This window comes from Bradyrhizobium sp. MV1.5, from assembly GCF_055807615.1.
Genome location: NZ_JBVVPL010000007.1, coordinates 218519 through 237706 on the forward strand (window position 1 = coordinate 218519; position 19188 = coordinate 237706).

General features: G+C 63.6%; 20 protein-coding genes. 13 read left to right on the top strand and 7 right to left on the bottom strand.

The window, feature by feature from the left end:
* The 12 genes from AC0L2J_RS09950 to AC0L2J_RS10005 are packed head-to-tail and all read left to right on the top strand — an operon-like array spanning nt 1 to nt 10821.
* The gene (locus AC0L2J_RS09950) at nt 1–438 is read left to right on the top strand and encodes an SRPBCC family protein (RefSeq protein WP_007608666.1); all 438 of its coding nucleotides are present in this window, start codon (nt 1–3) and stop codon (nt 436–438) included.
* A gap of 5 nt (nt 439–443) precedes the next feature.
* The gene (locus tag AC0L2J_RS09955) at nt 444–893 is read left to right on the top strand and encodes an SRPBCC family protein (RefSeq protein WP_007608664.1); all 450 of its coding nucleotides are present in this window, start codon (nt 444–446) and stop codon (nt 891–893) included.
* Nucleotides 890–1708: an FAD binding domain-containing protein gene (locus AC0L2J_RS09960; protein WP_007608652.1), complete on the top strand. Its 819-nt coding sequence runs from the start codon at nt 890–892 to the stop codon at nt 1706–1708. Before AC0L2J_RS09955 ends, AC0L2J_RS09960 begins: the two co-directional genes overlap by 4 nt.
* Nucleotides 1709–1713: 5 nt before the next feature.
* Nucleotides 1714–2190, top strand: coding sequence for a (2Fe-2S)-binding protein (locus AC0L2J_RS09965; RefSeq protein ID WP_007593025.1), 477 nt, complete (start codon nt 1714–1716; stop codon nt 2188–2190).
* Between the two features lie 11 nt (nt 2191–2201).
* Complete coding sequence (locus tag AC0L2J_RS09970; RefSeq protein ID WP_007608651.1) at nt 2202–3797, top strand: xanthine dehydrogenase family protein molybdopterin-binding subunit; 1596 nt, start codon at nt 2202–2204, stop codon at nt 3795–3797.
* A 1-nt stretch (nt 3798) separates the two neighbouring features.
* Complete coding sequence (locus tag AC0L2J_RS09975) at nt 3799–4821, top strand: xanthine dehydrogenase family protein molybdopterin-binding subunit (RefSeq protein ID WP_063992928.1); 1023 nt, start codon at nt 3799–3801, stop codon at nt 4819–4821.
* Nucleotides 4822–4828: 7 nt separating this feature from the next.
* Nucleotides 4829–5710 (top strand): AAA family ATPase, encoded by an 882-nt coding sequence (locus tag AC0L2J_RS09980; protein WP_007608639.1) that lies wholly within the window; start codon nt 4829–4831, stop codon nt 5708–5710.
* Entirely contained in the window at nt 5707–6828 is a 1122-nt protein-coding gene (locus tag AC0L2J_RS09985) for a vWA domain-containing protein (RefSeq protein ID WP_473389022.1), read from the top strand. Before AC0L2J_RS09980 ends, AC0L2J_RS09985 begins: the two co-directional genes overlap by 4 nt.
* Nucleotides 6825–7709, top strand: a complete 885-nt coding sequence (locus tag AC0L2J_RS09990) for an amidohydrolase family protein (protein WP_473389023.1) — start codon at nt 6825–6827, stop codon at nt 7707–7709. The genes AC0L2J_RS09985 and AC0L2J_RS09990 overlap by 4 nt, the downstream gene beginning before the upstream one ends.
* 41 nt (nt 7710–7750) lie before the next feature.
* A complete protein-coding gene (locus AC0L2J_RS09995) occupies nt 7751–8599 on the top strand; it encodes an MBL fold metallo-hydrolase (protein ID WP_007608636.1) in 849 nt (282 codons plus the stop codon).
* 17 nt (nt 8600–8616) lie between these two features.
* Nucleotides 8617–10191 (top strand): isochorismatase family protein, encoded by a 1575-nt coding sequence (locus tag AC0L2J_RS10000; protein ID WP_007608635.1) that lies wholly within the window; start codon nt 8617–8619, stop codon nt 10189–10191.
* Nucleotides 10192–10194: 3 nt separating this feature from the next.
* The gene (locus tag AC0L2J_RS10005; protein WP_473389024.1) at nt 10195–10821 is read left to right on the top strand and encodes an FMN-dependent NADH-azoreductase; all 627 of its coding nucleotides are present in this window, start codon (nt 10195–10197) and stop codon (nt 10819–10821) included.
* A gap of 23 nt (nt 10822–10844) precedes the next feature.
* Here the strand turns inward: AC0L2J_RS10005 and AC0L2J_RS10010 are convergent, their stop codons facing one another.
* From AC0L2J_RS10010 to AC0L2J_RS10035, 6 genes are read right to left on the bottom strand one after another with little or no spacing between them, the layout of a single operon-like run.
* Nucleotides 10845–11894: a LacI family DNA-binding transcriptional regulator gene (locus tag AC0L2J_RS10010; RefSeq protein WP_007608629.1), complete on the bottom strand. Its 1050-nt coding sequence runs from the start codon at nt 11892–11894 to the stop codon at nt 10845–10847.
* Entirely contained in the window at nt 11891–12535 is a 645-nt protein-coding gene (locus AC0L2J_RS10015) for a ThuA domain-containing protein (protein WP_473389025.1), read from the bottom strand. The genes AC0L2J_RS10010 and AC0L2J_RS10015 overlap by 4 nt, the downstream gene beginning before the upstream one ends.
* A 10-nt stretch (nt 12536–12545) precedes the next feature.
* On the bottom strand, nt 12546–13643 hold the full coding sequence (locus AC0L2J_RS10020; RefSeq protein WP_473389026.1) for a Gfo/Idh/MocA family protein: 1098 nt from the start codon (nt 13641–13643) through the stop codon (nt 12546–12548).
* Between the two features lie 22 nt (nt 13644–13665).
* Nucleotides 13666–14514, bottom strand: a complete 849-nt coding sequence (locus AC0L2J_RS10025; protein WP_027517157.1) for a carbohydrate ABC transporter permease — start codon at nt 14512–14514, stop codon at nt 13666–13668.
* Entirely contained in the window at nt 14507–15448 is a 942-nt protein-coding gene (locus AC0L2J_RS10030; RefSeq protein WP_473389033.1) for a carbohydrate ABC transporter permease, read from the bottom strand. The genes AC0L2J_RS10025 and AC0L2J_RS10030 overlap by 8 nt, the downstream gene beginning before the upstream one ends.
* A 2-nt stretch (nt 15449–15450) precedes the next feature.
* The gene (locus AC0L2J_RS10035) at nt 15451–16710 is read right to left on the bottom strand and encodes an extracellular solute-binding protein (RefSeq protein ID WP_473389027.1); all 1260 of its coding nucleotides are present in this window, start codon (nt 16708–16710) and stop codon (nt 15451–15453) included.
* Nucleotides 16711–16874: 164 nt separating this feature from the next.
* On the opposite strand from AC0L2J_RS10035, the gene AC0L2J_RS10040 reads away from it, so the two are divergent.
* On the top strand, nt 16875–17633 hold the full coding sequence (locus AC0L2J_RS10040; RefSeq protein ID WP_473389028.1) for an SDR family NAD(P)-dependent oxidoreductase: 759 nt from the start codon (nt 16875–16877) through the stop codon (nt 17631–17633).
* Between the two features lie 35 nt (nt 17634–17668).
* Here AC0L2J_RS10040 and AC0L2J_RS10045 read toward each other — a convergent pair whose 3' ends face one another.
* The gene (locus AC0L2J_RS10045) at nt 17669–18817 is read right to left on the bottom strand and encodes an ABC transporter substrate-binding protein (protein ID WP_473389029.1); all 1149 of its coding nucleotides are present in this window, start codon (nt 18815–18817) and stop codon (nt 17669–17671) included.
* Between the last annotated feature and the right edge of the window lie 371 nt (nt 18818–19188).

Genomic DNA, 19188 nt, shown 5'->3' on the forward strand with positions numbered 1-19188 from the left:
ATGGCCCGCGTCTACGTCTCAACCGTCGTCAACGCACGCAACGATCGCGTCTGGGCGCGGGTACGCGACTTCAACGGTCTGCCGAACTGGCATCCGGCGATCGCGGAAAGCCGTATCGAGGGCGGCGAGCCCTCTGACAAGATCGGCTGCGTCAGGGACTTTCGCCTGCGCAACGGAGATCGCATCCGGGAGAAGCTGCTCGGCCTGTCCGATTACGACATGTTTTGCACCTACTCGATCCTCGAATCCCCGATGGGGGTCGAGGACTACGTCGCGACGCTTCGGCTGACGCCCGTCACGGATGGCGACCAGACCTTCATGGAATGGACCGCCGAGTTCGACTGCGCACCCGAGCGGGAGCCGGAGCTCGTCGCGAGTATCGGCGGCGGCGTGTTCCAGGGCGGCTTCGACGCCCTCAAGCGCCAGTTCGGAGGCTGAGCGCCGTGCCGCATATCGTCAAGAGCACGATCCTGGATGCGCCGACCGGCTCCGTGTGGGCGGTGCTGCGCGACTTCAACGGGCACGATCGTTGGCATCCGGCGGTCGCGACCTCCACGATCGAGCGTGCGCAGGCCTCAGACAAGATCGGCTGCGTCAGGCGGTTCAAGCTCCAGGACGGCTCCGAGCTGCGCGAGCAATTGCTGACGCTGTCGGATCTGGAGCAGACCTTCAGCTATTGCCTGCTCGATACGCCGGTCCCGATGTTCAACTACGTAGCCCACATCCGCCTGCTGCCCGTGACGGACGGCGACCGCACCTTCTGGCACTGGGAATCCCGCTTCTCGACACGGCCGGAGGACAAGGACCGCATCACCCACATGGTCGCGGAAGATATCTACCAGGCGGGGTTCGACGCGATCCGCCTGTACCTCAAGGAGGCTGTGTCAACATGACCGTGACCGTGAAGACCTTCACGAGCTCGAGCGAGGCCGCCGCCGCGCTGTCGTCCGACCGCAACGCGCGCTATCTCGGCGGCGGCACGCTCGTGATGCGCGCACTGAACGAAGGCGACATCTCGATCTCGACCGTCGTGCGCGCCAATGACCATGCCTTGACGCGGATCGACCCATCCGGCCCGCGGATCACACTGGGGGCTGGCGTAACTTTCGCCCGGATTCTGGGCGAGCGCGACCTCGCTTTCCTGCACGCCCCTGCCCGCTCGATTGGTGGCCCGGCAGTGCGCAACATGGGTACGGTGGGCGGCAATCTGTTCGCGCCAAATCCCTATGGCGATTTCACCGTCGCCCTGCTTGCGCTCGATGCCACGGTTGCGCTGCAAGGCGGCTTTGGATCGCGCGACATTCCAATTGAGGAGTTCTTGCAGTCGCGCGAAAGGCAGGCGGGCACGCTCGTGCTGTCGGTGTCGTGCACGCGACCCACCAGCGCGGAGGCTTTTCGCTACCGCAAGATCGCACGGATCAAGCCCAAGGGCGGCTCGGTCATCACGCTCGCCGCACATCTGCCAATCAGTGGCGGACGGATCGCCGGGGCACGAATTGCATTGGGATCGATGGCGCCGACGCAAATACGCGCGCGGGCGGCCGAACGCGCTCTGGAAGGCCGCGCGCTCGATGCAGCAACCGTTGCGGCCGCAGCCTCTGCAGCCGTGGAAGGAACATCGCCGTCCGACAACGCGCTCGGCAGCGCCTGGTACCGCCGCGAGATCGTCGGCGTCCATCTGCGTCGCCTTCTTTTGGGTCAGGAATAAATCGTATGGCCAAGACTGCCCTGCAATTTCGTCACAACGGCAGCGATGTCGCCATTTTCGTCGATGGCGGCACCAACCTGCTCGTCGCGCTTCGCGAATTGATCGGCGACATGACTCCGAAGTTCGGTTGCGGCCAGGGGGGCTGCGGCACGTGCAGCGTCCTGATCGACGGCGAGCTTCATCTCTCCTGTCTGACGCTGGCCGAGACCGTCGCCGGCCGCTCCGTCGAGACGCTGGATAGCCTGAAGCAGGGACCAAACCTGCATCCGCTGCAGCGCGCTTTCGCCGAGAATTTCGCTGCGCAGTGCGGCTATTGCACGCCGGGCATGCTGATGGCGGCCAAGGCGCTGCTCGACCGCAATCCCTCCCCGAGCCGCGCCGAGATCGTCGAGGCGATCTCCGGCAACATCTGCCGCTGCACCGGCTACGAGCCGATCATCAACGCCATCCTCGCCGCCTCCGGCGGCCGGGTGAGCGCCTGAAGGACCAGACCATGCTGGAACTGCGCAAAGACATTTTCGCCGACGAGCGCGACGATAATCTCAACGAGATCGGCAAGGGCACACAGCGCCAGGACATGCTCGGCCATGTCACGGGCACATCGAGCTATTTCAACGACCACAAGCTCCAGGGCATGCTGCACCTGAAAGTCGTCCGCTCGACCCATTCGCATGCAAGGATCCGACGGATCGACACCGCAGACGCCGAGCGCTCGGCCGGCGTGCGCCGGATCATCCGCGGCTCCGACGTGCCCCGTAACCTCAACACGCTCTTGAGCCTGATCAATTTCGGCAAGGACGACGAACCGTCGCTGGCCGTCGACAAGGTCCGCTACAAGGGCGAACCGATCCTGGCTGTCGTCGCCGACAGCGAGCGCGAGGCGTTCGAGGCGATTGCAAAGGTGCGGATCGACTATGAACCGTTGCCTGCCGTGTTCGACGTGGAAGATGCGTTGAAGGCCGGCGCACCGGTCGTCAACGATACTTATCCGAAGAATGCCTTCATTTATCACGACGTATATGACCACCAAAAACTCCGCTTCGGCGATGCCGATGCCGCGCTCGCGACCGCCGATCACGTGCTCGAGCAGCGCTACCAGATGTCGCCTATCGAGCACGCGCCGACCGAAACCAACGGCTCGATCGCGGCGCCAGACACCAACGGGCGCTATGTCGTCTATACTTCGACGCAGGCACTGTTCTTCTCAGTCGACACCTGCGCCAAGATTCTCGATGTCCCCTCGAACACCTTCCATTTCATTGGCGGCACCGTCGGCGGCGGCTTTGGCGGCAAGGTGGACACGCTGACCGAACCTTTATGCATCCTGGGTGCGATGCTGACGGGACGTCCCGTGCGCTATGTGTTCGGACGCGAAGAAGAGATGCAATACGGCCCGCCGCGCGGCGCCGAGCGCATCTACATCAAGGACGGCGTGATGCGCGACGGCCGTGTCGTCGCGCGAAAGATCCGCGCATATTTCGACAGCGGCGCATATACGCGGCTCTCGAGCTATGCAGCGGTCAAATGCGCAGCCCACCTGCCAGGACCCTACACCATTCCGAACGTCTACGGCGATGTCTACTGCGTCTTCACCAACCGTACGCCGGCAACCGCGATGCGCGGCTTCGGCGTCACGGCAATGGATTTTGCGATCGAGTGCCAGATGGACAAGCTCGCGAACCTCGTCGGCATGGATCCGATGGAGTTCCGTATCCTCAATGCCTATCGCGACGGCGACATGAAGGCGCATCGGCGCGAGGCCAAGAACACGGCACTGATCGAGTGCGTCCAGGTCGCTGCCGAGAAAGCCAAATGGCCGATCCGCGACGAGTTCAAGCGCGCCTCTTCCCGCAAGGACGGAGGCGGCAGCCGCGCCGCCATCCCACGGACGCCTGCCGACACCCACGCACGGACAACCGCGCCGGCGCAGCAGCGCACGAGCTATGATCGCCTGCCGACGGCCGCGTTGCACGAACCACCGCGCGAGCCCTCACCACCAGCGCCGGCCCCGCCGCAGCCACCACGACCAACATCGCCCTCGCATGGGGCGGGCCGATTCTCATCCGTGTTCGGCACCAGGAGGCGTTGAGATGACCCGACATCGCGGACGCGGCATCGCGTCGGTCAATTATCCCATCGGCATGAACCTCGGCGGCGACCCCAGCCAAGCCCTGGTTCATTCCAATCCAAGCGGCAAGTTCACCGTGGCGCTATCCTCGATCGACCTCGGTCAGGGCATGAAGTCGGTAACGCGACAGATTTGCGCAGAGACGCTCGGCGTACCCGTCGAGGACGTCTATGTCGACACCGCCGATTCCGACACCGGCCCGCATTGCATGGGCTCGTTCGCCTCGCGCGGCACCCATCGCGTCGGCAATGCCGTGATGGCGGCGGCGCGCGAGGCGCGCGGCGTGATGATGGAGGCTGCCGCGGAGGAACTCGAGGTCAACGCCGCCGATCTCGAAACCGACGGGCGTGGCAACATCCACGTCAAGGGCGCGCCGCACCGCTCGATCTCCACCAAGGACGTCGCCATCGCGGCGCAGTTCAAGCAGGGCAAGACCATCGCGGGTCGTGGCATCTTCCTGGTTCCCCTATCCAATGTCGATCCGGAAACCGGCGAGATGTCGCCGGCGACCTGCTACGCCCACGCCTGTCTCGTCGCCGAGGTCGAGGTCGACGACGAGACCGGCGAGGTCACGATGATCCGCATGGACTCCGCCTATGAGCTCGGCCGTGCGCTCAACCCGCGCCTGGTCGAGCAACAGCTCGTCGGCGGCGCGTGGATGGGCGTCAGTCACGCGCTCTACGAGACGCCTGAACCCTATTATCCCGACCCTATCCATGGCCCTCGCGACTTCGTCGAATATGTCATGCCCGGTCCTGGCGACATCTGCCCGCACGACATCGCCGTGTTGGAACGTCCCGCTCCCGATGGCCCCTTCGGCGCCAAGGGTCCCGGCGAAATGTGCGCGAATCCCGTATTGCCGGCGGTTGCGAATGCCATTTTCAACGCCGTCGGCGTCCGCATCGACGATCTCCCGATTACGCCGGAGAAGGTGCTGCGCGCGATCAAGGCCGAGGGCGGCGCGCGCCCTCAGGCGCGGCGCTGAGGTCTCGATGGCCGTCCGCAGCAACATCGTCGGCATCGACAGCCCCGAGGCACTGGAGAAGGCATTACGGGCGGCCTATTACCTCGCCGACGAGGGACTGGCGACCGCAGCCTATCTCGGGCTGGCACTCGGCAAGCCATTGCTGCTCGAGGGCGCGCCGGGCGTCGGCAAGACCGAGGCCGCCAAAGCTATTGCCGCCGTCCTCGGCCGCCGCCTGATCCGCCTGCAATGCTACGAAGGCATCGATGCGTCCGCCGCACTCTATGAATGGAACTATCCGCGCCAGATGCTCGCCATCCGTCAGGCTGGCGATGAGAGCATCGACATCTATGGCGAAACGTTTCTGATCGAGCGACCCATGCTGGCGACGTTGCGCGCACCTGACTCGACTGTGCTGTTGATCGACGAAATCGATCGCGCCGACCAGGAATTCGAAGCCTTCCTGCTCGAGTTTCTATCCGACTTCCAGATCTCGATCCCGGAGCGCGGCACGGTGCGCGCCTCCGAGCGCCCGGTCGTCGTCCTGACCTCAAACCGCACGCGGGATCTTCATGAAGCGTTGCGGAGGCGGTGCGTCTATCACTGGATCGGTTATCCTTCCGCCGAGCGCGAAGCGCGCATCGTGATGATGCGGGCCTCCAGCGTCGCCGAGGGGACCGCGCGGGCCGTCGTCGCGGCCGTCGAGAAGCTGCGGCGCGAGCCGCTCAGCAAGGCGCCCGGGATTGCCGAGGCGGTCGACTGGGCTGAAGCCGCCACGCTGCTGCACAAGGGCGGCGCGCGGTGGCCCGATGCCTTCAGGCGCTCGATCGGCGTTGCCCTGAAAGACGAGGAGGATCTGCACTTCATTTCGCCGCGGCTGGACGCCCTGCTGGCGGAGGCCTCTGCATGAGCGCCGAACCCGAACTGCCGCGCGCTGCGCGTGTTTTTATCTCGTTCGTGGGGCTGCTGCGAACGAACGGGTTTGCCGTCGCACCGGAACAGACGACCTCGTTCCTGGCCGCGATCCAGTTGCTCGGCCCCCGCAGCCTGGAGGACATTCGGCAGGCAGCCCTCGCAACACTGGCCCCTCCACCGGAGCGTCGCGCAACGTTCGACCGGCTGTTCGATCTGCACTTTCGCGGAAACGAGGCCATCGAGCGCGTCAACGACGGTGAGGACGACGAGACTGTTCGGCTGCAAGAGGAGGCCCGCGGAAACGATGAGCCGCTGTTGTCGGACGAAGCCAATGAATCCGGTCTCGCAGCTGCGCGCGCCGAAGCCCTGGTCGAGCGCCGCTTTGCGCAGCTCTCGACGACCGATGCGCTGCGCCGGCTGTCCCGCGAGGCGCCCAGGCGCCTGCCGAAGCGGCGCGGCCATCGCCGCATGCGGGCTCGCAGCGGGCCCTACGCGGATTTGCGCCGGACCCTGCGCGAGTCCGTTCGCAGCGACGGCGAAATCCTCCGGCTGGGACGTTTGAAGCGGCGACAACGCCCACGCAAGCTGTTGCTTCTGATTGACGTCTCCGGCTCGATGAAGACCCGCACCGAAGAGAATATGAAGCTCGCGCACACGCTGGTGCAGGCGGCGCCCAACGTCGAGGTCTTCACCTTCGGCACGCGGCTGACCCACATCACCCGTCCGTTGCGTCTCAAGAGTCGAGAGCAGGCGCTCAGGGCCGCGGCCCATGCGGTCAGCGACTGGGACGGCGGCACCCGAATCGGAGACGCGCTTCAGGCCTTTCTCGCCGTGCCCCGCTTCGGCGGATACGCGCGGGGGGCGGCCGTTATCATCGTTTCCGACGGCCTGGAGCGGGGCGAACCCGATGCGTTGCGCGATGCGGTCGCGAAACTATCGCGTCGTGCGTGGCGCGTGAGCTGGCTCACGCCGCTCGCGGCTGGTCCCGGCTTTCGGCCGCAGACCGAAGCGCTGGTCGCGATCGAACGCTTCGTCGATGACCTCGTCGATGGTGGATCGAGCGCGTCGATCGTCGCGCATGTGCTGGCGCTGGGACAAAGGAGAGTTGCGTGACGGACATCGTCGATGGGCACCATCATATCTGGCGCCAGGCCGACCTGCCCTGGCTGGTCGGTCCGATGCAACCGCGCATCTTCGGTCCGTACGAGCCGATCCGGCGCGATTACCCTATAGAGGAATATCTCCGCGACCTCGAAAGCAGCGGCGTTACCCGGTCGGTCTATGTCCAGACCAACTGGGCCAATGACCGCTTCGAGGACGAGGCCGCCTGGGTGCAGCAGACCGCCGAGGAGCACGGCTGGCCGCATGCCATCGTAGCTTACGCCGACTTTTCAGTGGATGACGTGCGTCCACAGCTCGACCGCCTGAAGCGCTATGCCCTCGTACGCGGCGTTCGCATGCAACTGCATTGGCACGAGAACCCACTTTATCGCTTTGCCGCACGGCCGGATCTCTGCACCGATCCCGTGATCCAGCGCAATATCGCCCGCCTTGCAGAGTATGGCTGGAGCTTTGACCTTCAGGTGTTCACGCCGCAGATGTCGGACGCCGCACGCCTTGTGGAATCCTGTTCCCAGGTGACCTTCATCCTCCAGCACGCCGGCATGCTGGAGGATCTTTCACCTGCAGGTCGCGCTGGCTGGCGCGCCGGGATGGCCCGCCTCGCCGCATGCCCGAACGTCGTGTCGAAACTGTCAGGGCTCGGAACCTTCATCCACCGCAACGACCCAGCGCATATCGCGTCCGTCCTGACCGATACGATTGCGATCTTCGGTGCCGAACGCTGCCTGTTCGGCTCGAATTTTCCGATCGAGAAATTATGGACCAGCTACCGCGAGTTGACCGATGCATTCCGTGTCGCCGCGGCGCCGCTACGCGACGATCAGCGCGAAGCCGTTTTCAGGACCACTGCCATGCGCGTCTATCGGCTCTGAGCGCCGAGGAAACAACGAGAACGGACACAGGGAGGGACGGAATGCCGCTGGAGATCAAGATTCTGGACTATGGCGATATTGAGCTGGAATCGAGCTTTTTGGTTCTCGGCCGCGATTGCGGCCGCACCCGCCGCGTCCTCACCCTCGGTTTCCTGATCCTCGGCGGCAAGTATCCGGTCGTGGTAGACACGGGTTACCGCTCCAACCAGATTATGGAAACGCTGGGCATGCGCGGCCTGCAGTATCACGAGCACATGATCGAGAACCAGCTTGCGCGGCACGGCGTGCGGATGGGTGATGTGCGCTTCGTTTGCCACACCCATCTGCACATCGACCACGCCGGCAAGGACGATCTGTTTCCGATGAACACGACCGTCGTCCTCAACCGTCGGGAGCTTGAATATTCCGTGTCCGGCCTGATGCATCCGCAATATCCGGCGCCGGATATCAAGCATCTGATCGACCGTCTGCACACCAAGAGTGCGCTGCGCTTTCTCGACCTCGAGATCACAGGTCCTATCGAGCTGATGCCGGGCGTCTACTGCGACGCTGCGAATGCGCATACCGAGGGCTCGATGAACATCATCGTCGAAACCGCCGACGGCATCGCCACCATCTGCGGCGACGTGATCTACGATTTCAACGACCAGATCGTGACGCCCTTCAACGAGATCCATGACTGGGAGCCGCGCACCACGGGGAACCACGGCACTACCAAGCGCGCCGAGAAGGCCGCCATCAAGAAGCTGCTCAGCAATTCGCGCTATCTGCTGCCGGTCCACGACCGTCCCGCCAAGATCGAAGGCGGCACCGTCGTCGGCCGGCTGCACGACCAGGTGCCTGGACCGGTCGTGCAGTCCCTGCCCCAGCGCAGCTGGTTTCCGGCCTAGACGCCAGAGGATGGACGATGACGCACGTCACCTTGCGCTCCGAATTCGAGACCCTGATCGATCCTTACGCACCGGCCGCGCAGATCGGCACCGGTTTTGACTTCACGGAGGGACCGATCTGGCATCCGGTCGATCATTATCTGCTGTTCTCGGACATGCCGGGCGACGTGCGCCGGCGCTGGGATGCGCGGCGCGGCATCGCCGAGGTCAAACGTCCGTCGAACAAATGCAACGGCATGACCTATGACGCTGAGCTCAATTTGATCGTTTGCGAGCACGCGACATCGTCGTTGATCCGCGAGCGGCCGGACGGGCGGCGCGAGGTGCTTGCCTCGCACTTTGGGGGGCAGGAGCTTAACAGCCCCAACGACGTCTGCGTGCACTCCTCCGGCGCGATCTATTTCTCGGATCCCTGGTACGGCCGCATGCCAGTCTATGGCGTCGAGCGGCCAAGGCAGCTTGGTTTCCAGGGCGTCTATCGCGTCGTGCCCGGCGCCGAGCCGAAGCTGGTCGTTGACCGCAATCTGTTCGACCAGCCGAACGGGCTGTGCTTCTCGCCCGACGAGAAACTGCTCTATGTCAACGACACCGTGCAGTCACTGATCCGCGTATTCGACGTCAACGGCGACGGCTCGCTGTCGAGTGCGCGTGTATTCGCAAGCGGCATCCGCTCCGAGCTCGAGCCCGGCTTGCCCGACGGCATGAAGTGCGACCAGCACGGCAACGTCTGGGTTACCGCACCCGGCGGGGTCTGGGTCTATTCGCCGCGGAGCGAGCTGCTCGGCAAGCTCCGCCTGCCCGAGCTCGTCGCCAACCTTACTTGGGGCGGGCCGGATTTTCGCACGCTGTACCTGACTTCGACGCACTCGGTCTATGCCATTCCCACCAAGGTCGGACCGCGCCACGAGCCCTATATGAGCGGCAAGCGAGGCGGCGGCACAGCGGCCGCCGGCTCTGCTTCCGCTGCACCCATACTCGCCGATGGTGAGATGCAGCTCGACCCGCGACGCTGCGCCATGATCATCCAGGATCTCCAGAACGACGTCATCATGGACGGTGGTGCCTTTGCCGATTCCGGTGCGCCCGGGCATGCTCGCCAGCAGCATGTCGTCGAGAATGTTCGTCGCCTGGCGGAAACCGCGCGGGCGCGCGGCGTCGCCGTCATCCATGTCTGGTTCGTCGTCGAGCCCGGCGCGCCCGGCGTGACGCTGAATGCGCCGCTGTTCGAGGGGCTCGTCGACAGCAGGGCGATGGTGCGCGGAAGCTGGGGCGCGGCACCGGTGTCAGGTCTCGAACCACGGCCCGGCGATTTCGTGGTCGAGAAGGTTCGAATGAGTGCCTGGGAAGGCACGCGGCTCGAAACGATTCTGAAAGCCACCGGCCGCGACATGATCATCAACACCGGCGCCTGGACCAACATGTCGGTCGAGCACACGGCGCGGACCGGTGCCGACAAGGGCTACTTCATGATCGTTCCCGAGGATTGCTGCTCGACCATGAATGCCGATTGGCACGCTGCCTCGATTAACTTCGCCATGCAGAACGTCGCCGTCGTGACCAAGGCCGATGCGGTCATCAAAGCGCTGGGATGAGCGGTGGCTAAGCTCCTGCACCTGTCCTGCTCGCCCCGCGACGGCTCCTGGTCGAGCGCCAGCGCACGCGTTTTCGTTGACGGCTTTCGCCGAGCTCGGCCCGACTGGGACGTGGACGTCATGGATATCTGGCGCGAGCGCCTGCCGGAGTTTTCAGGCCCGATTGTCGAAGCCAAATATGCACGGATGAAGGCGCAAGCCTTCAACGACGCGCAGCGGGACAGCTTCGCGGAAGCCGAGCGGATGGCGGTGCGCTTAGCGCTCGCCGAGCGGGTGCTGATTTCGACGCCGATGTGGAACTTCAGCATTCCCTATAAGCTCAAGCAATGGTTCGACGTCATCGTCCAGCCCGGCCTCACCTTTCGGTTCGACCCTTCGCTAGGGTATGTCCCGCTGCTGAAGGACCGGCCGACCATCGTCATCATTGCCAGTGGCAGCGATTTCGCCACCGGAATGAACCGCGGGCGCATCGACATGGCAACGCCTTACCTGCGCGAAATTTTGCGTTTTGTCGGTATCAACAATGTCCGGTTCATTCCAATCGGACCAACCACCGGACCGCCAGAGCCCATTGAGGCGGCCCGCGAACGAGCCCATCAACGCCTGGCAGCAATGGCCGCGAGCTTCTGATGCACTCCGCAAGTGACTCGAAGTTACGGCAGATTGTCCCGCAAAAAAATATCGATACGAATGCGCTCCTGGTCGGGGCTGATGGGCTCACCCGAACAATGCGCGAGCAGGACTCGCGCCGCAGACCGTGCCTCGTGGCCGGGATCCTGGTTGATGATGGCATCGAGCGCGCCGCGGACCAGGAAACGCCGTGTGTACTCAGTCAGCTCATGCGCAATCCAGACCACCTCGCGCACGCGTCCCGAGGCCTCGAGCGCATCGGCGATGCCACGGTTCCCGGCGCCGCAGCAGTAGATGCCGCGCAGGTCGGGCTGTCTCGCGAGCAGTGCTGCAGTGAGCTCCCGCGTCCGCTCGCTGTCGTCGCGGCCCTCGATCACCGGCAGCGCGAGCAGGTTCGGATACTCGCTGGACAGGATCTGGTGGAAGCCGAATTGCCGTTCGGTGTGATCGCGCAGCGACAACGATCCCGCGATCACGGCCACCGTCCCCTCGCGACCAGTGAGGAACCGTCCCATCAGCGTTGCAGCGGTGCGGCCTGCCGCCGGGTTGTCGATGCCGACATAGTGCATCCGGCGCGAGGTCGGCGCGTCCGACACGAGGGTCACCACAGCGACCCCGCGCGCGGCGAGTTCGTCGATCGCGGCGCGCACCCTGGGATGATCGAGCGCGATGACGGCGACGCCCTGATACGCCGGCGAGAGATTTTCCAGCGCGGCGGCGAGTACATCCGGATCGAACACGTCGACATGAAGGATATCAATGAAACCGCGCTGGCCGGCGAGCCAGTCCGCGGTGCGCTGGACCTGCTCGGTCAAGTTGGTCATGAAGCTGTTGCTACCGGTCGGCAGCACGAAGGCAAACCGGAACGTCTGCCCGCGGGCAAGCCGAGCGGCCGCGACGTCGGCCCGATAGCCGAGTTTTGCCACCGCGGCCTCGACCCGCGCCACGGTCTTGGCGCGCACGCCCTCGCGTCGGTTGACGACGCGGTCGACGGTAGCGAGCGAAACACCCGCCGTGCGCGCAACGTCCTCAAGCGTGGCGCGAATCACCGGCTGGGTCGCGCCAGCATTCATTCGCGCGCCGCCCACAACATGCCACGGGTCATCAACGTACGGATCTCCGGTACGTCGAGCTCGTAAGCGCGGTGGCCGAGCGAGGAGTAGAACACCCTGCCCGCGCCGTATCGCTTCTTCCAGACTACGGGCATCACCACGCCCTCGATCCAGGGCGCGTGCTCGCCAGTGAAGGTCGTCGTCGCCAACACCTCGTTGGCGGGATCGATATGCATGTAGTACTGCTCGGAACGATGCTCGAAGCTCTTCAGTCCCTTCATGATGGGATCATCCGGCTTCGTCAAGTCGACCTTGTAGTCGATGATGTTGCCGGGATGCGCAACCCACTGCCCGCCGCACAGGAACTGGTAGTCGACGGAATCGCGGAACGCGTCGCCCATGCCGCCATGATGGCCGGCGAGCCCGACGCCGCTCCGGACCGCAGCGCAGAGATTGAGCGCTTCCGCCTTCTCGATCTTCGACATGGTATAGATCGGGATGATCAGCGACAGCTCGTGAATCGCGGGATCGGCGAACGCGGCGGTGGTGGTTTCGGTCCGCACCTCGAAGCCTTCCGCCTTCAGCCAGCCGCGGATCATCGAAGCACAGAGATCGGGATCGTGCCCCGGCCAACCGCCCCATACAATCATTGCCTTGCGCATGTTTCTGTCCTTAGTCGATCTGTCCGGTTTCACGCCCGGCCGGGAGCATCTCCGGCCGCTCGACGCAACTCTCGATCTTGACGCGTCGCCCTTCGTCGGCAGAGATCTGGAACGCTTCCATCACCTCCAGCACGTGGAAAGCGAGCGCGCCGCTCGCACGATGCGGCCGGTTGTTCAGTATCGCGGAGGCCATATCGGCGGCGCCAATGGAACGGAACTCGCCATCGACATGACCGTGGGTCAGCGGCAGCGGCTCCCAGTCGCCGCCGGTCTTGGCGACCTGCACCTCGCCGCCGAAGCGGTTCGGATCGGGCACGAGCATGCTGCCCTTGTCGCCATAGATCTCAATCGGCGCGTGCCGGTGCTTCGGCACATCAAAGCTCATCGCGATCGAGACGACCGCCCCGCTCTCGAATTCGAGCGTGCCGGCGACATGGGTCGAGACTTCGACCGGGATCAGCGTTCCGTTCATCGGCTGGCTCGTGACCAGCCGCTCGGATTTCGGACGCGCGGTCGAGCCCATCACGCTCGCCACGGGGCCGAGCAGCTGCACGAGGTCGGTGATGTAGTACGGGCCCATGTCAAGCATAGGCCCGCCGCCGCGCAAATAGTAGAAACCCGGCGCCGGATGCCAGCGCTCGTGGCCGGGGCAGCCGAAGAACGCGCTGCCGGCCACGGGCGTGCCTATCGCGCCATCGTCGATCAGCTTGCGCGCGGTCTGGTGCCCACCGCCAAGGAACGTATCGGGCGCGCAGCCGACGCGAAGACCCTTTTGCGCGGCGAGATCCATCACCTTGCGGGCTTCCGTGACGTTGATGCCGAGCGGCTTCTCGGAATGAACGTGCTTGCCGGCGGTCAACACCGCCAGGCTGACGTCGGTGTGGGCGAGTGGCACGGTGAGATTGATGACGATCTCAATATCGTCCCGCTTGAGCAGCTGATCAACCCGCATTGCCGGCAGCCCGAAGGCGGCGCCCTGCCGCTCTGCCGCATCGCTGCGCATATCGGCGAGCGCCCTGATTTCCATGACCGGGAAGCGCTGGGCCGCCTTCAGATAAGCGGTGCTGATATTGCCGCAGCCGATGATGCCGATGCCGACTTTTCTCATTGTGATCTCCGTGAGGTACCGTTCATCCCTTGACCGCGCCGGCGGTGAGGCCTGCAACGATGTGTTTCTGCGCCAGGAGGAAGAGAATGATCGTCGGCAGGATGGTCAACGTGATGAAGGCCAGGATCAGATGCCACTCGGACGAATACTCGCCCTGATAAACCATGATACCGAGCGGCCAGGGGTAGAGCGCGTCGGTGTTGAGCATCACCAGTGGCAGCAGATAGGCGTTCCAGCTGTTGACGAAGGTGATGGTACCGACGGTCGCCAGGATCGGCCGGGATAAAGGCAACGTCACATAGCGGAAGAACTTGATATAGCTGCAGCCGTCGACCAGCGCGGCCTCTAGCAGTTCGTACGGGATGTCCTTGAAGAAACGCCGCAGCAGCAGCACGCTCATCGCCAGACCGAAGGCCGCCTGAGGCAGGGCAACGCCAAAATATGTATCGAGCAATCCGAGATCGCGCACCTTGATGAAGAGCGGCAGCACCGCCGTCGCGGCCGGAAACAGCAGGCCCAGCGTCAGGTAGCTCAGCAGCATCGAGCTGCCGTAGAACCTGATATGGGCGAAGGTGAACGCCGCCATCGAGGCGACGATCAGGGTCAGTGCCACCGTGAGGGTCGAGATGATCAGCGAATTGCGCAAGAGCTGCCAATAACGTGCCGAGAACAGGATATCAGCATAGTTCTGCCACTCCCAGTGACGTGGCAAGCCGAACGGATTGACGCGCAATTCGCCGAGCGATTTGAAGCCACCGAACAAGGTCGCGAGCAGCGGTACCACTACGATGATGGCAACGACGGCGAGGAACACCATCTTGAACAGCATTGAGGGATCGAACGGCGCGCGGATCGCCTTGGCGTTACTCATCGCGCATGAACCATCGCTTGTACGTGAAAGCAAAGGTCACGCAGATCGCAAACAAAATGACGCCGATGGCGCTGCCGTAGCCGACCCGCATGCGCGAGATGCCGTTGTTGTAGAGGAAGCTCACCATCGTGTTCGAGGAGTCCGCAGGCCCGCCGCGCGTAAGGGGCATGACGAGGTCGAACAGCTGCAGCGAGCCGACGATGGCGAAGAACACGGAGAGCCTTATCGTCGGATAGAGCAACGGGATGACGACATGCTGCAAGGCTTGCGATCGGGTCGCGCCGTCGATGCGTGCCGCCTCGACCAAGCTCTTGTCGAGGCCCTGGAGCGCCGCGATGAACAGCATCATGTGGAAGCCAAAGTACTTCCAGACGACCACGATCAGCACCGCCAGCATGGCCGTATCCGTCGAGGCAAGCAGATGCGGGGGCTCGGCGCCGAAGCTGCGCCAGATCGAAGCCACAAGGCCGTAGTCGCCATCATAGACGAAGCTGAAGATCAGCCCGGTTGCGATCTCCGCCAGGATATAAGGCATGAAGAACAGCATGCGCAGCGCCACCGCCCCCCGAAAGCGCTCGGCCAGCATCAAGGCCAGGGTGAGCGCAAGGGGTAGCTGGATGGCGAGCGAAACAGCGATGATCAGGCCGTTGTTACGCAGAGCGAGCCAGAAGGCGCGGGTCTCCAGCACGAAGCGGTAATTGTCCAGGCCAATCCAGCTGGTCGGCCTGCCGAACCCGTTCCAATTGAAGCCCGAATACCAGGCTGCTTCGCCGATCGGCAGCACAACGAACAACGTGAACAATAGCAGCGCCGGCGGCAGGAACAGGATGAGCACCGTCAGCCTGCCGTCCCAACTCGGGCCACGGACCGTGACCTGGGGCACCATCTCGCCAGCAGCGCCGATCGCCGACACGCTCGCGGTCCGCCGCGCCACCGTCAGTTGCCCTGCTTCCACGCCGCCTCGATCGCCTTGGCAGCCTCTTGCGGGCTCATGCTGCCGCCGGCGATCTCGGCCGTGACGTCGTTGACGACGCGGCCGACCGACGGACCCAGGCTCTGGTCATAGAAGTTCTGGTGATAGTTCGACTTTGCCAGATTGGCGGCGATCAGCTTCATGAAGGCGTTGTTGAGGCCGACATCCGCGCCCTGCACCACCGGGATAATGAAGTTGCCGGCGGCAAGCCGCGTCTGCACCTCTTTGGAGACGAAGTATTTCAGGAAATCGACGGCTTCCTTCGGCGAGCCTTTCGTAACCAGCCAACCGGTGATGCCCCCGAGCGTATCGGTCGGCGCGCCCTTGCCGCCGGTCACGACCGGGAAGTCGAACCAGCAGATCTTGTCTTCGGTCAATCCGACCTTGTCAGCGGCGAGAGCGCGCTGCAGATGATAGACCGTGCTGATCGCGAGCGTCATCGCCGCCTTGCCGTCCCCGAAATAGCCGACCGCCTGCGGGTTCTTGAAACCAAGGAAGCCATTCTGGAACGGTTGGAGATCCACGAGTTGCTTGAACAGCTCGCCGGATTTCTGGAAGGTTTCCCCGGCAAAGCCCCCGTTCTCGCCGCGCAGCGCCGCATCGAACGCCGCCTTGCCGCCGATGCGCACAGCAAGATGCGTCCAGTAGAAGTGCAGTGGCCATTTGTCGGCGCCGCCGACCACGATCGGGGTCACGCCGGCGGATTTCAACGCCTTCACGGCAGCAAGTAGATCGTCCCAGCTCTTGATCCCGGCAGGATCGACCTTCGCCTTGGCCATCAGTTCCTTGTTGCAGAGGAAGCCGACCTGCGAGAGCGCCGTGGGCAGACCATAAACGCGGCCGCTGCTGGTGAAGGCGGCGAGCGCCGCGGGTGTGAGACTGTCGCTGTAGCCTTTCACAGAATCGGTGATGTCGTCGAGCACGCCGGCCTCGATCTGCGTCTTCAGCACACCGCCGGCCCAGCTGTAGATGATGTTGGGTCGGTCTTTGGATTGCAGGATGGTCGGCAGCTTGGCCTTGTAGGCCTCGTTCTCGAGGAACTGCATCTCGACCTTGACGCCCGGATGCGCCCCCTCATAGGCGCGCGCAACCTCCTCCCAGATTTTGACCTGGGCCGGGTTGGCCTCGATGTGCAGCCACTTGACGGTCGTTTCGGCCGCAGCGAGGTTCGCCCCCAACAGGCAGGCGAGAACGGCCAGTCCCAGTTTCCCGAGCAGTCTCATCACATTCCTCCCGACGGCTTTCATTCTTTGGTGCAATCCTGCCTTCGATTTTTGAGGTACGCAACTAAAATTCTGATCTATGCACCTCACGAAGGAGGTCGCTAAGGTGAGCGGGAGAGTCGGGCTGCGCATCGCGCTGCCCCAACGCAAATCGAGGGATATCCATGGCTGCCGTTTATTCCGACCTCGCCGGCAAGGTCGTTCTCGTCACCGGAGGCGCATCCGGAATTGGCGCTGCGATCGTGCGGCGCTTCGCCCAGCAGAAATCCAATGTCGTGTTCTTCGACATCAAGGTTGGCGAGGGACAAACCCTGGCACGCGAGCTGTCGGATCAAGGTCTTAGCGCGCGTTTCATGCGTGTCGACTTGACCGATATCGCCGCGTTGCGGGCCGGTGTCGCGGAGGCGCGCAACGTGCACGGCGCGATCAACATCCTCGTCAACAATGCCGCACATGACGAGCGGCACAGCACCGAGGAAATGACACCGGAATATTGGGACAACCGTATCGCGGTCAACTTGAAGCACCAGTTCTTTGCTGCGCAGGCCGTGTTGCCCGACATGAAGGCGGCGAACGCCGGCGCCATCATCAATTTCGGCTCGGTGTCGTGGATCGCCGGACAAGGCGGCATGGCCGCCTACACCGCCAGCAAATCAGGCGTGATCGGTCTCACACGCTCTCTGGCGCGCGATTACGGCCCCTACAATATCCGCGTGAACGCGATAGCGCCGGGATGGATCATGACTGAGCGCCAGCTCGATAAATGGATGACGCCAGAGGGCGAGGTCGAGCTGATGCAACGACAATGCCTGAAGCGCAAGCTCATGCCGGACGAGGTCGCGAAGTTCACCATCTTCCTCGCTTCAGACGAAGCCTCCGCTTGCACAGCCCAGCACTACATCGTCGATGGCGGCTGGGTCTGAGGCGGACCAAACCAGATCGTGCAATGGCGGCGCCGCTACTTTGCCAGGCGAAACTTTCCGCCTTCGACCTTGATCAGAAAGGCCGAGCGTTCATCATAGCCGTTGTGATCGGCCTTGCTCATGTTCGACAGCCCGTTGTTGAGATAGATGTTCTGGCCACGTTCGAGTGCGTCCCGCAGAGCCGCGCGAAATTCGATTGTGCCAGGCTTTGCCATCTTCAGCGCATCCGGCGCAGCTTTTCCGATCAGCGCCACGACATCCCAGAGGTGAGCAGCGAACATGTTGGGCTTTTGCCCGTTCGCCGCTTCATACGCGGTCAAGAACTCCTCCGTCGAGCGACGGAATGGATCTCCCGCGGGAAGATCGGCGGCAATGGTAAATGCCTCGCCTGCGAATACCGCACCTTCGACGTTCGCGCCACCGAGCTTGATGAACTCCTCACTGGCTACGCCGTGTGTTTGAAATATCTTCCCGGCGTATCCGCGCTCGCGGAGCGCCTGCTGCGGCAAGACCGCCGGAGTTCCTGCGGACGCGATGAAGATGGCATCGGGATTGGTCGACATCACCTTCAGCGCCTGACCGGTGACGCTGGTGTCGGCGCGCGCGTAGACCTCATGTGTGGTCACGGTCAGCCCCAACGCAGGCGCGAGGCGGCTCACCTCCTTGTAGTAGCCCTCGCCATACCCATCCGAAACGCCTATATAGCCGAGCGTCTTCACGCCTGATGTCGCGATATGCTTGAGGATGGCAGCCGCCATGAGGTCGTCATTGGGAACGACCTTGAAAGCCCAGGCGCGCTTCTCATCCATTGGTTGAACGATGGCGGTAGCGGCAGCGAGCGACAGCAGCGGCGTCTGCGATTCAAGCGCGACATCCAGCATCGGCATGGTCACCGGGGTCAGAGAGGAGCCGACCAGCACGTCGACCTTGTCCTGGATCACCAGCCGGCGTGCGTTCTGGATGCCTTTGGTCGAATCCGACTCGTCGTCCAGGACGATATAGGTCACCTTCTCTCCACCGATCTCTTTCGGAAGAGCTGCAACCGTCTTTAGCTGCGGCTGTCCCAGTGCGGATCCGGGGCCGCTTGCCGAAATCACGATTCCAATTTTGATGTCCGCGTGAGCAGCATTTCCATAGAGGACGCATGCCACAAAAAGCGAGGCTCGCGCGAAACTGATCTTCATGTCCGGTTCCTCCCTGTCCGCTTTGATGCCTCCGCCGGCTGCATCGGGCGCCCCGGCTCGAGCTTGCAGGTGCTGCACCCGAGGTACCGTCGCCACTCAGAAGGCATGTCGTCCGACATACGCGTTTCCTCCTGCGGTCCCGAGCAACCGGGCGAACCATGCTAAGCGGATCGCGGCAACGTGTCTGTCCCTAGCGGTAGGGACAAGACATAGATCGCCGAACCGGAATTCCGAGGTAGGCGGACGCACCGCCGCGTTCTCGCGGCGCATTTCGCCCGAGCTTTGCTTGGTCATTCCACCCTCTTGTCCAAGAGGGCGCAGGGAAGGCCGGGTGCTGACCTCGCACCCGCGGTCCGCTGCGCGAAAAGCAC

Bases quoted from the DNA above. Each gene is read 5' to 3' on its own strand.
- AC0L2J_RS10035 (WP_473389027.1), bottom strand. From the start codon at position 16,710: ATGAGACTGCTCGGGAAACTGGGACTGGCCGTTCTCGCCTGCCTGTTG.
- AC0L2J_RS09985 (WP_473389022.1), top strand. From the start codon at position 5,707: ATGAGCGCCGAACCCGAACTGCCGCGCGCTGCGCGTGTTTTTATCTCG.
- AC0L2J_RS09975 (WP_063992928.1), top strand. From the start codon at position 3,799: ATGACCCGACATCGCGGACGCGGCATCGCGTCGGTCAATTATCCCATC.
- AC0L2J_RS09995 (WP_007608636.1), top strand. From the start codon at position 7,751: ATGCCGCTGGAGATCAAGATTCTGGACTATGGCGATATTGAGCTGGAA.
- AC0L2J_RS10015 (WP_473389025.1), bottom strand. From the start codon at position 12,535: ATGCGCAAGGCAATGATTGTATGGGGCGGTTGGCCGGGGCACGATCCC.
- AC0L2J_RS09950 (WP_007608666.1), top strand. From the start codon at position 1: ATGGCCCGCGTCTACGTCTCAACCGTCGTCAACGCACGCAACGATCGC.
- AC0L2J_RS10040 (WP_473389028.1), top strand. From the start codon at position 16,875: ATGGCTGCCGTTTATTCCGACCTCGCCGGCAAGGTCGTTCTCGTCACC.
- AC0L2J_RS10025 (WP_027517157.1), bottom strand. From the start codon at position 14,514: ATGAGTAACGCCAAGGCGATCCGCGCGCCGTTCGATCCCTCAATGCTG.
- AC0L2J_RS10000 (WP_007608635.1), top strand. From the start codon at position 8,617: ATGACGCACGTCACCTTGCGCTCCGAATTCGAGACCCTGATCGATCCT.
- AC0L2J_RS09970 (WP_007608651.1), top strand. From the start codon at position 2,202: ATGCTGGAACTGCGCAAAGACATTTTCGCCGACGAGCGCGACGATAAT.
- AC0L2J_RS09960 (WP_007608652.1), top strand. From the start codon at position 890: ATGACCGTGACCGTGAAGACCTTCACGAGCTCGAGCGAGGCCGCCGCC.
- AC0L2J_RS10045 (WP_473389029.1), bottom strand. From the start codon at position 18,817: ATGAAGATCAGTTTCGCGCGAGCCTCGCTTTTTGTGGCATGCGTCCTC.
- AC0L2J_RS09980 (WP_007608639.1), top strand. From the start codon at position 4,829: ATGGCCGTCCGCAGCAACATCGTCGGCATCGACAGCCCCGAGGCACTG.
- AC0L2J_RS09965 (WP_007593025.1), top strand. From the start codon at position 1,714: ATGGCCAAGACTGCCCTGCAATTTCGTCACAACGGCAGCGATGTCGCC.
- AC0L2J_RS10010 (WP_007608629.1), bottom strand. From the start codon at position 11,894: ATGAATGCTGGCGCGACCCAGCCGGTGATTCGCGCCACGCTTGAGGAC.
- AC0L2J_RS10020 (WP_473389026.1), bottom strand. From the start codon at position 13,643: ATGAGAAAAGTCGGCATCGGCATCATCGGCTGCGGCAATATCAGCACC.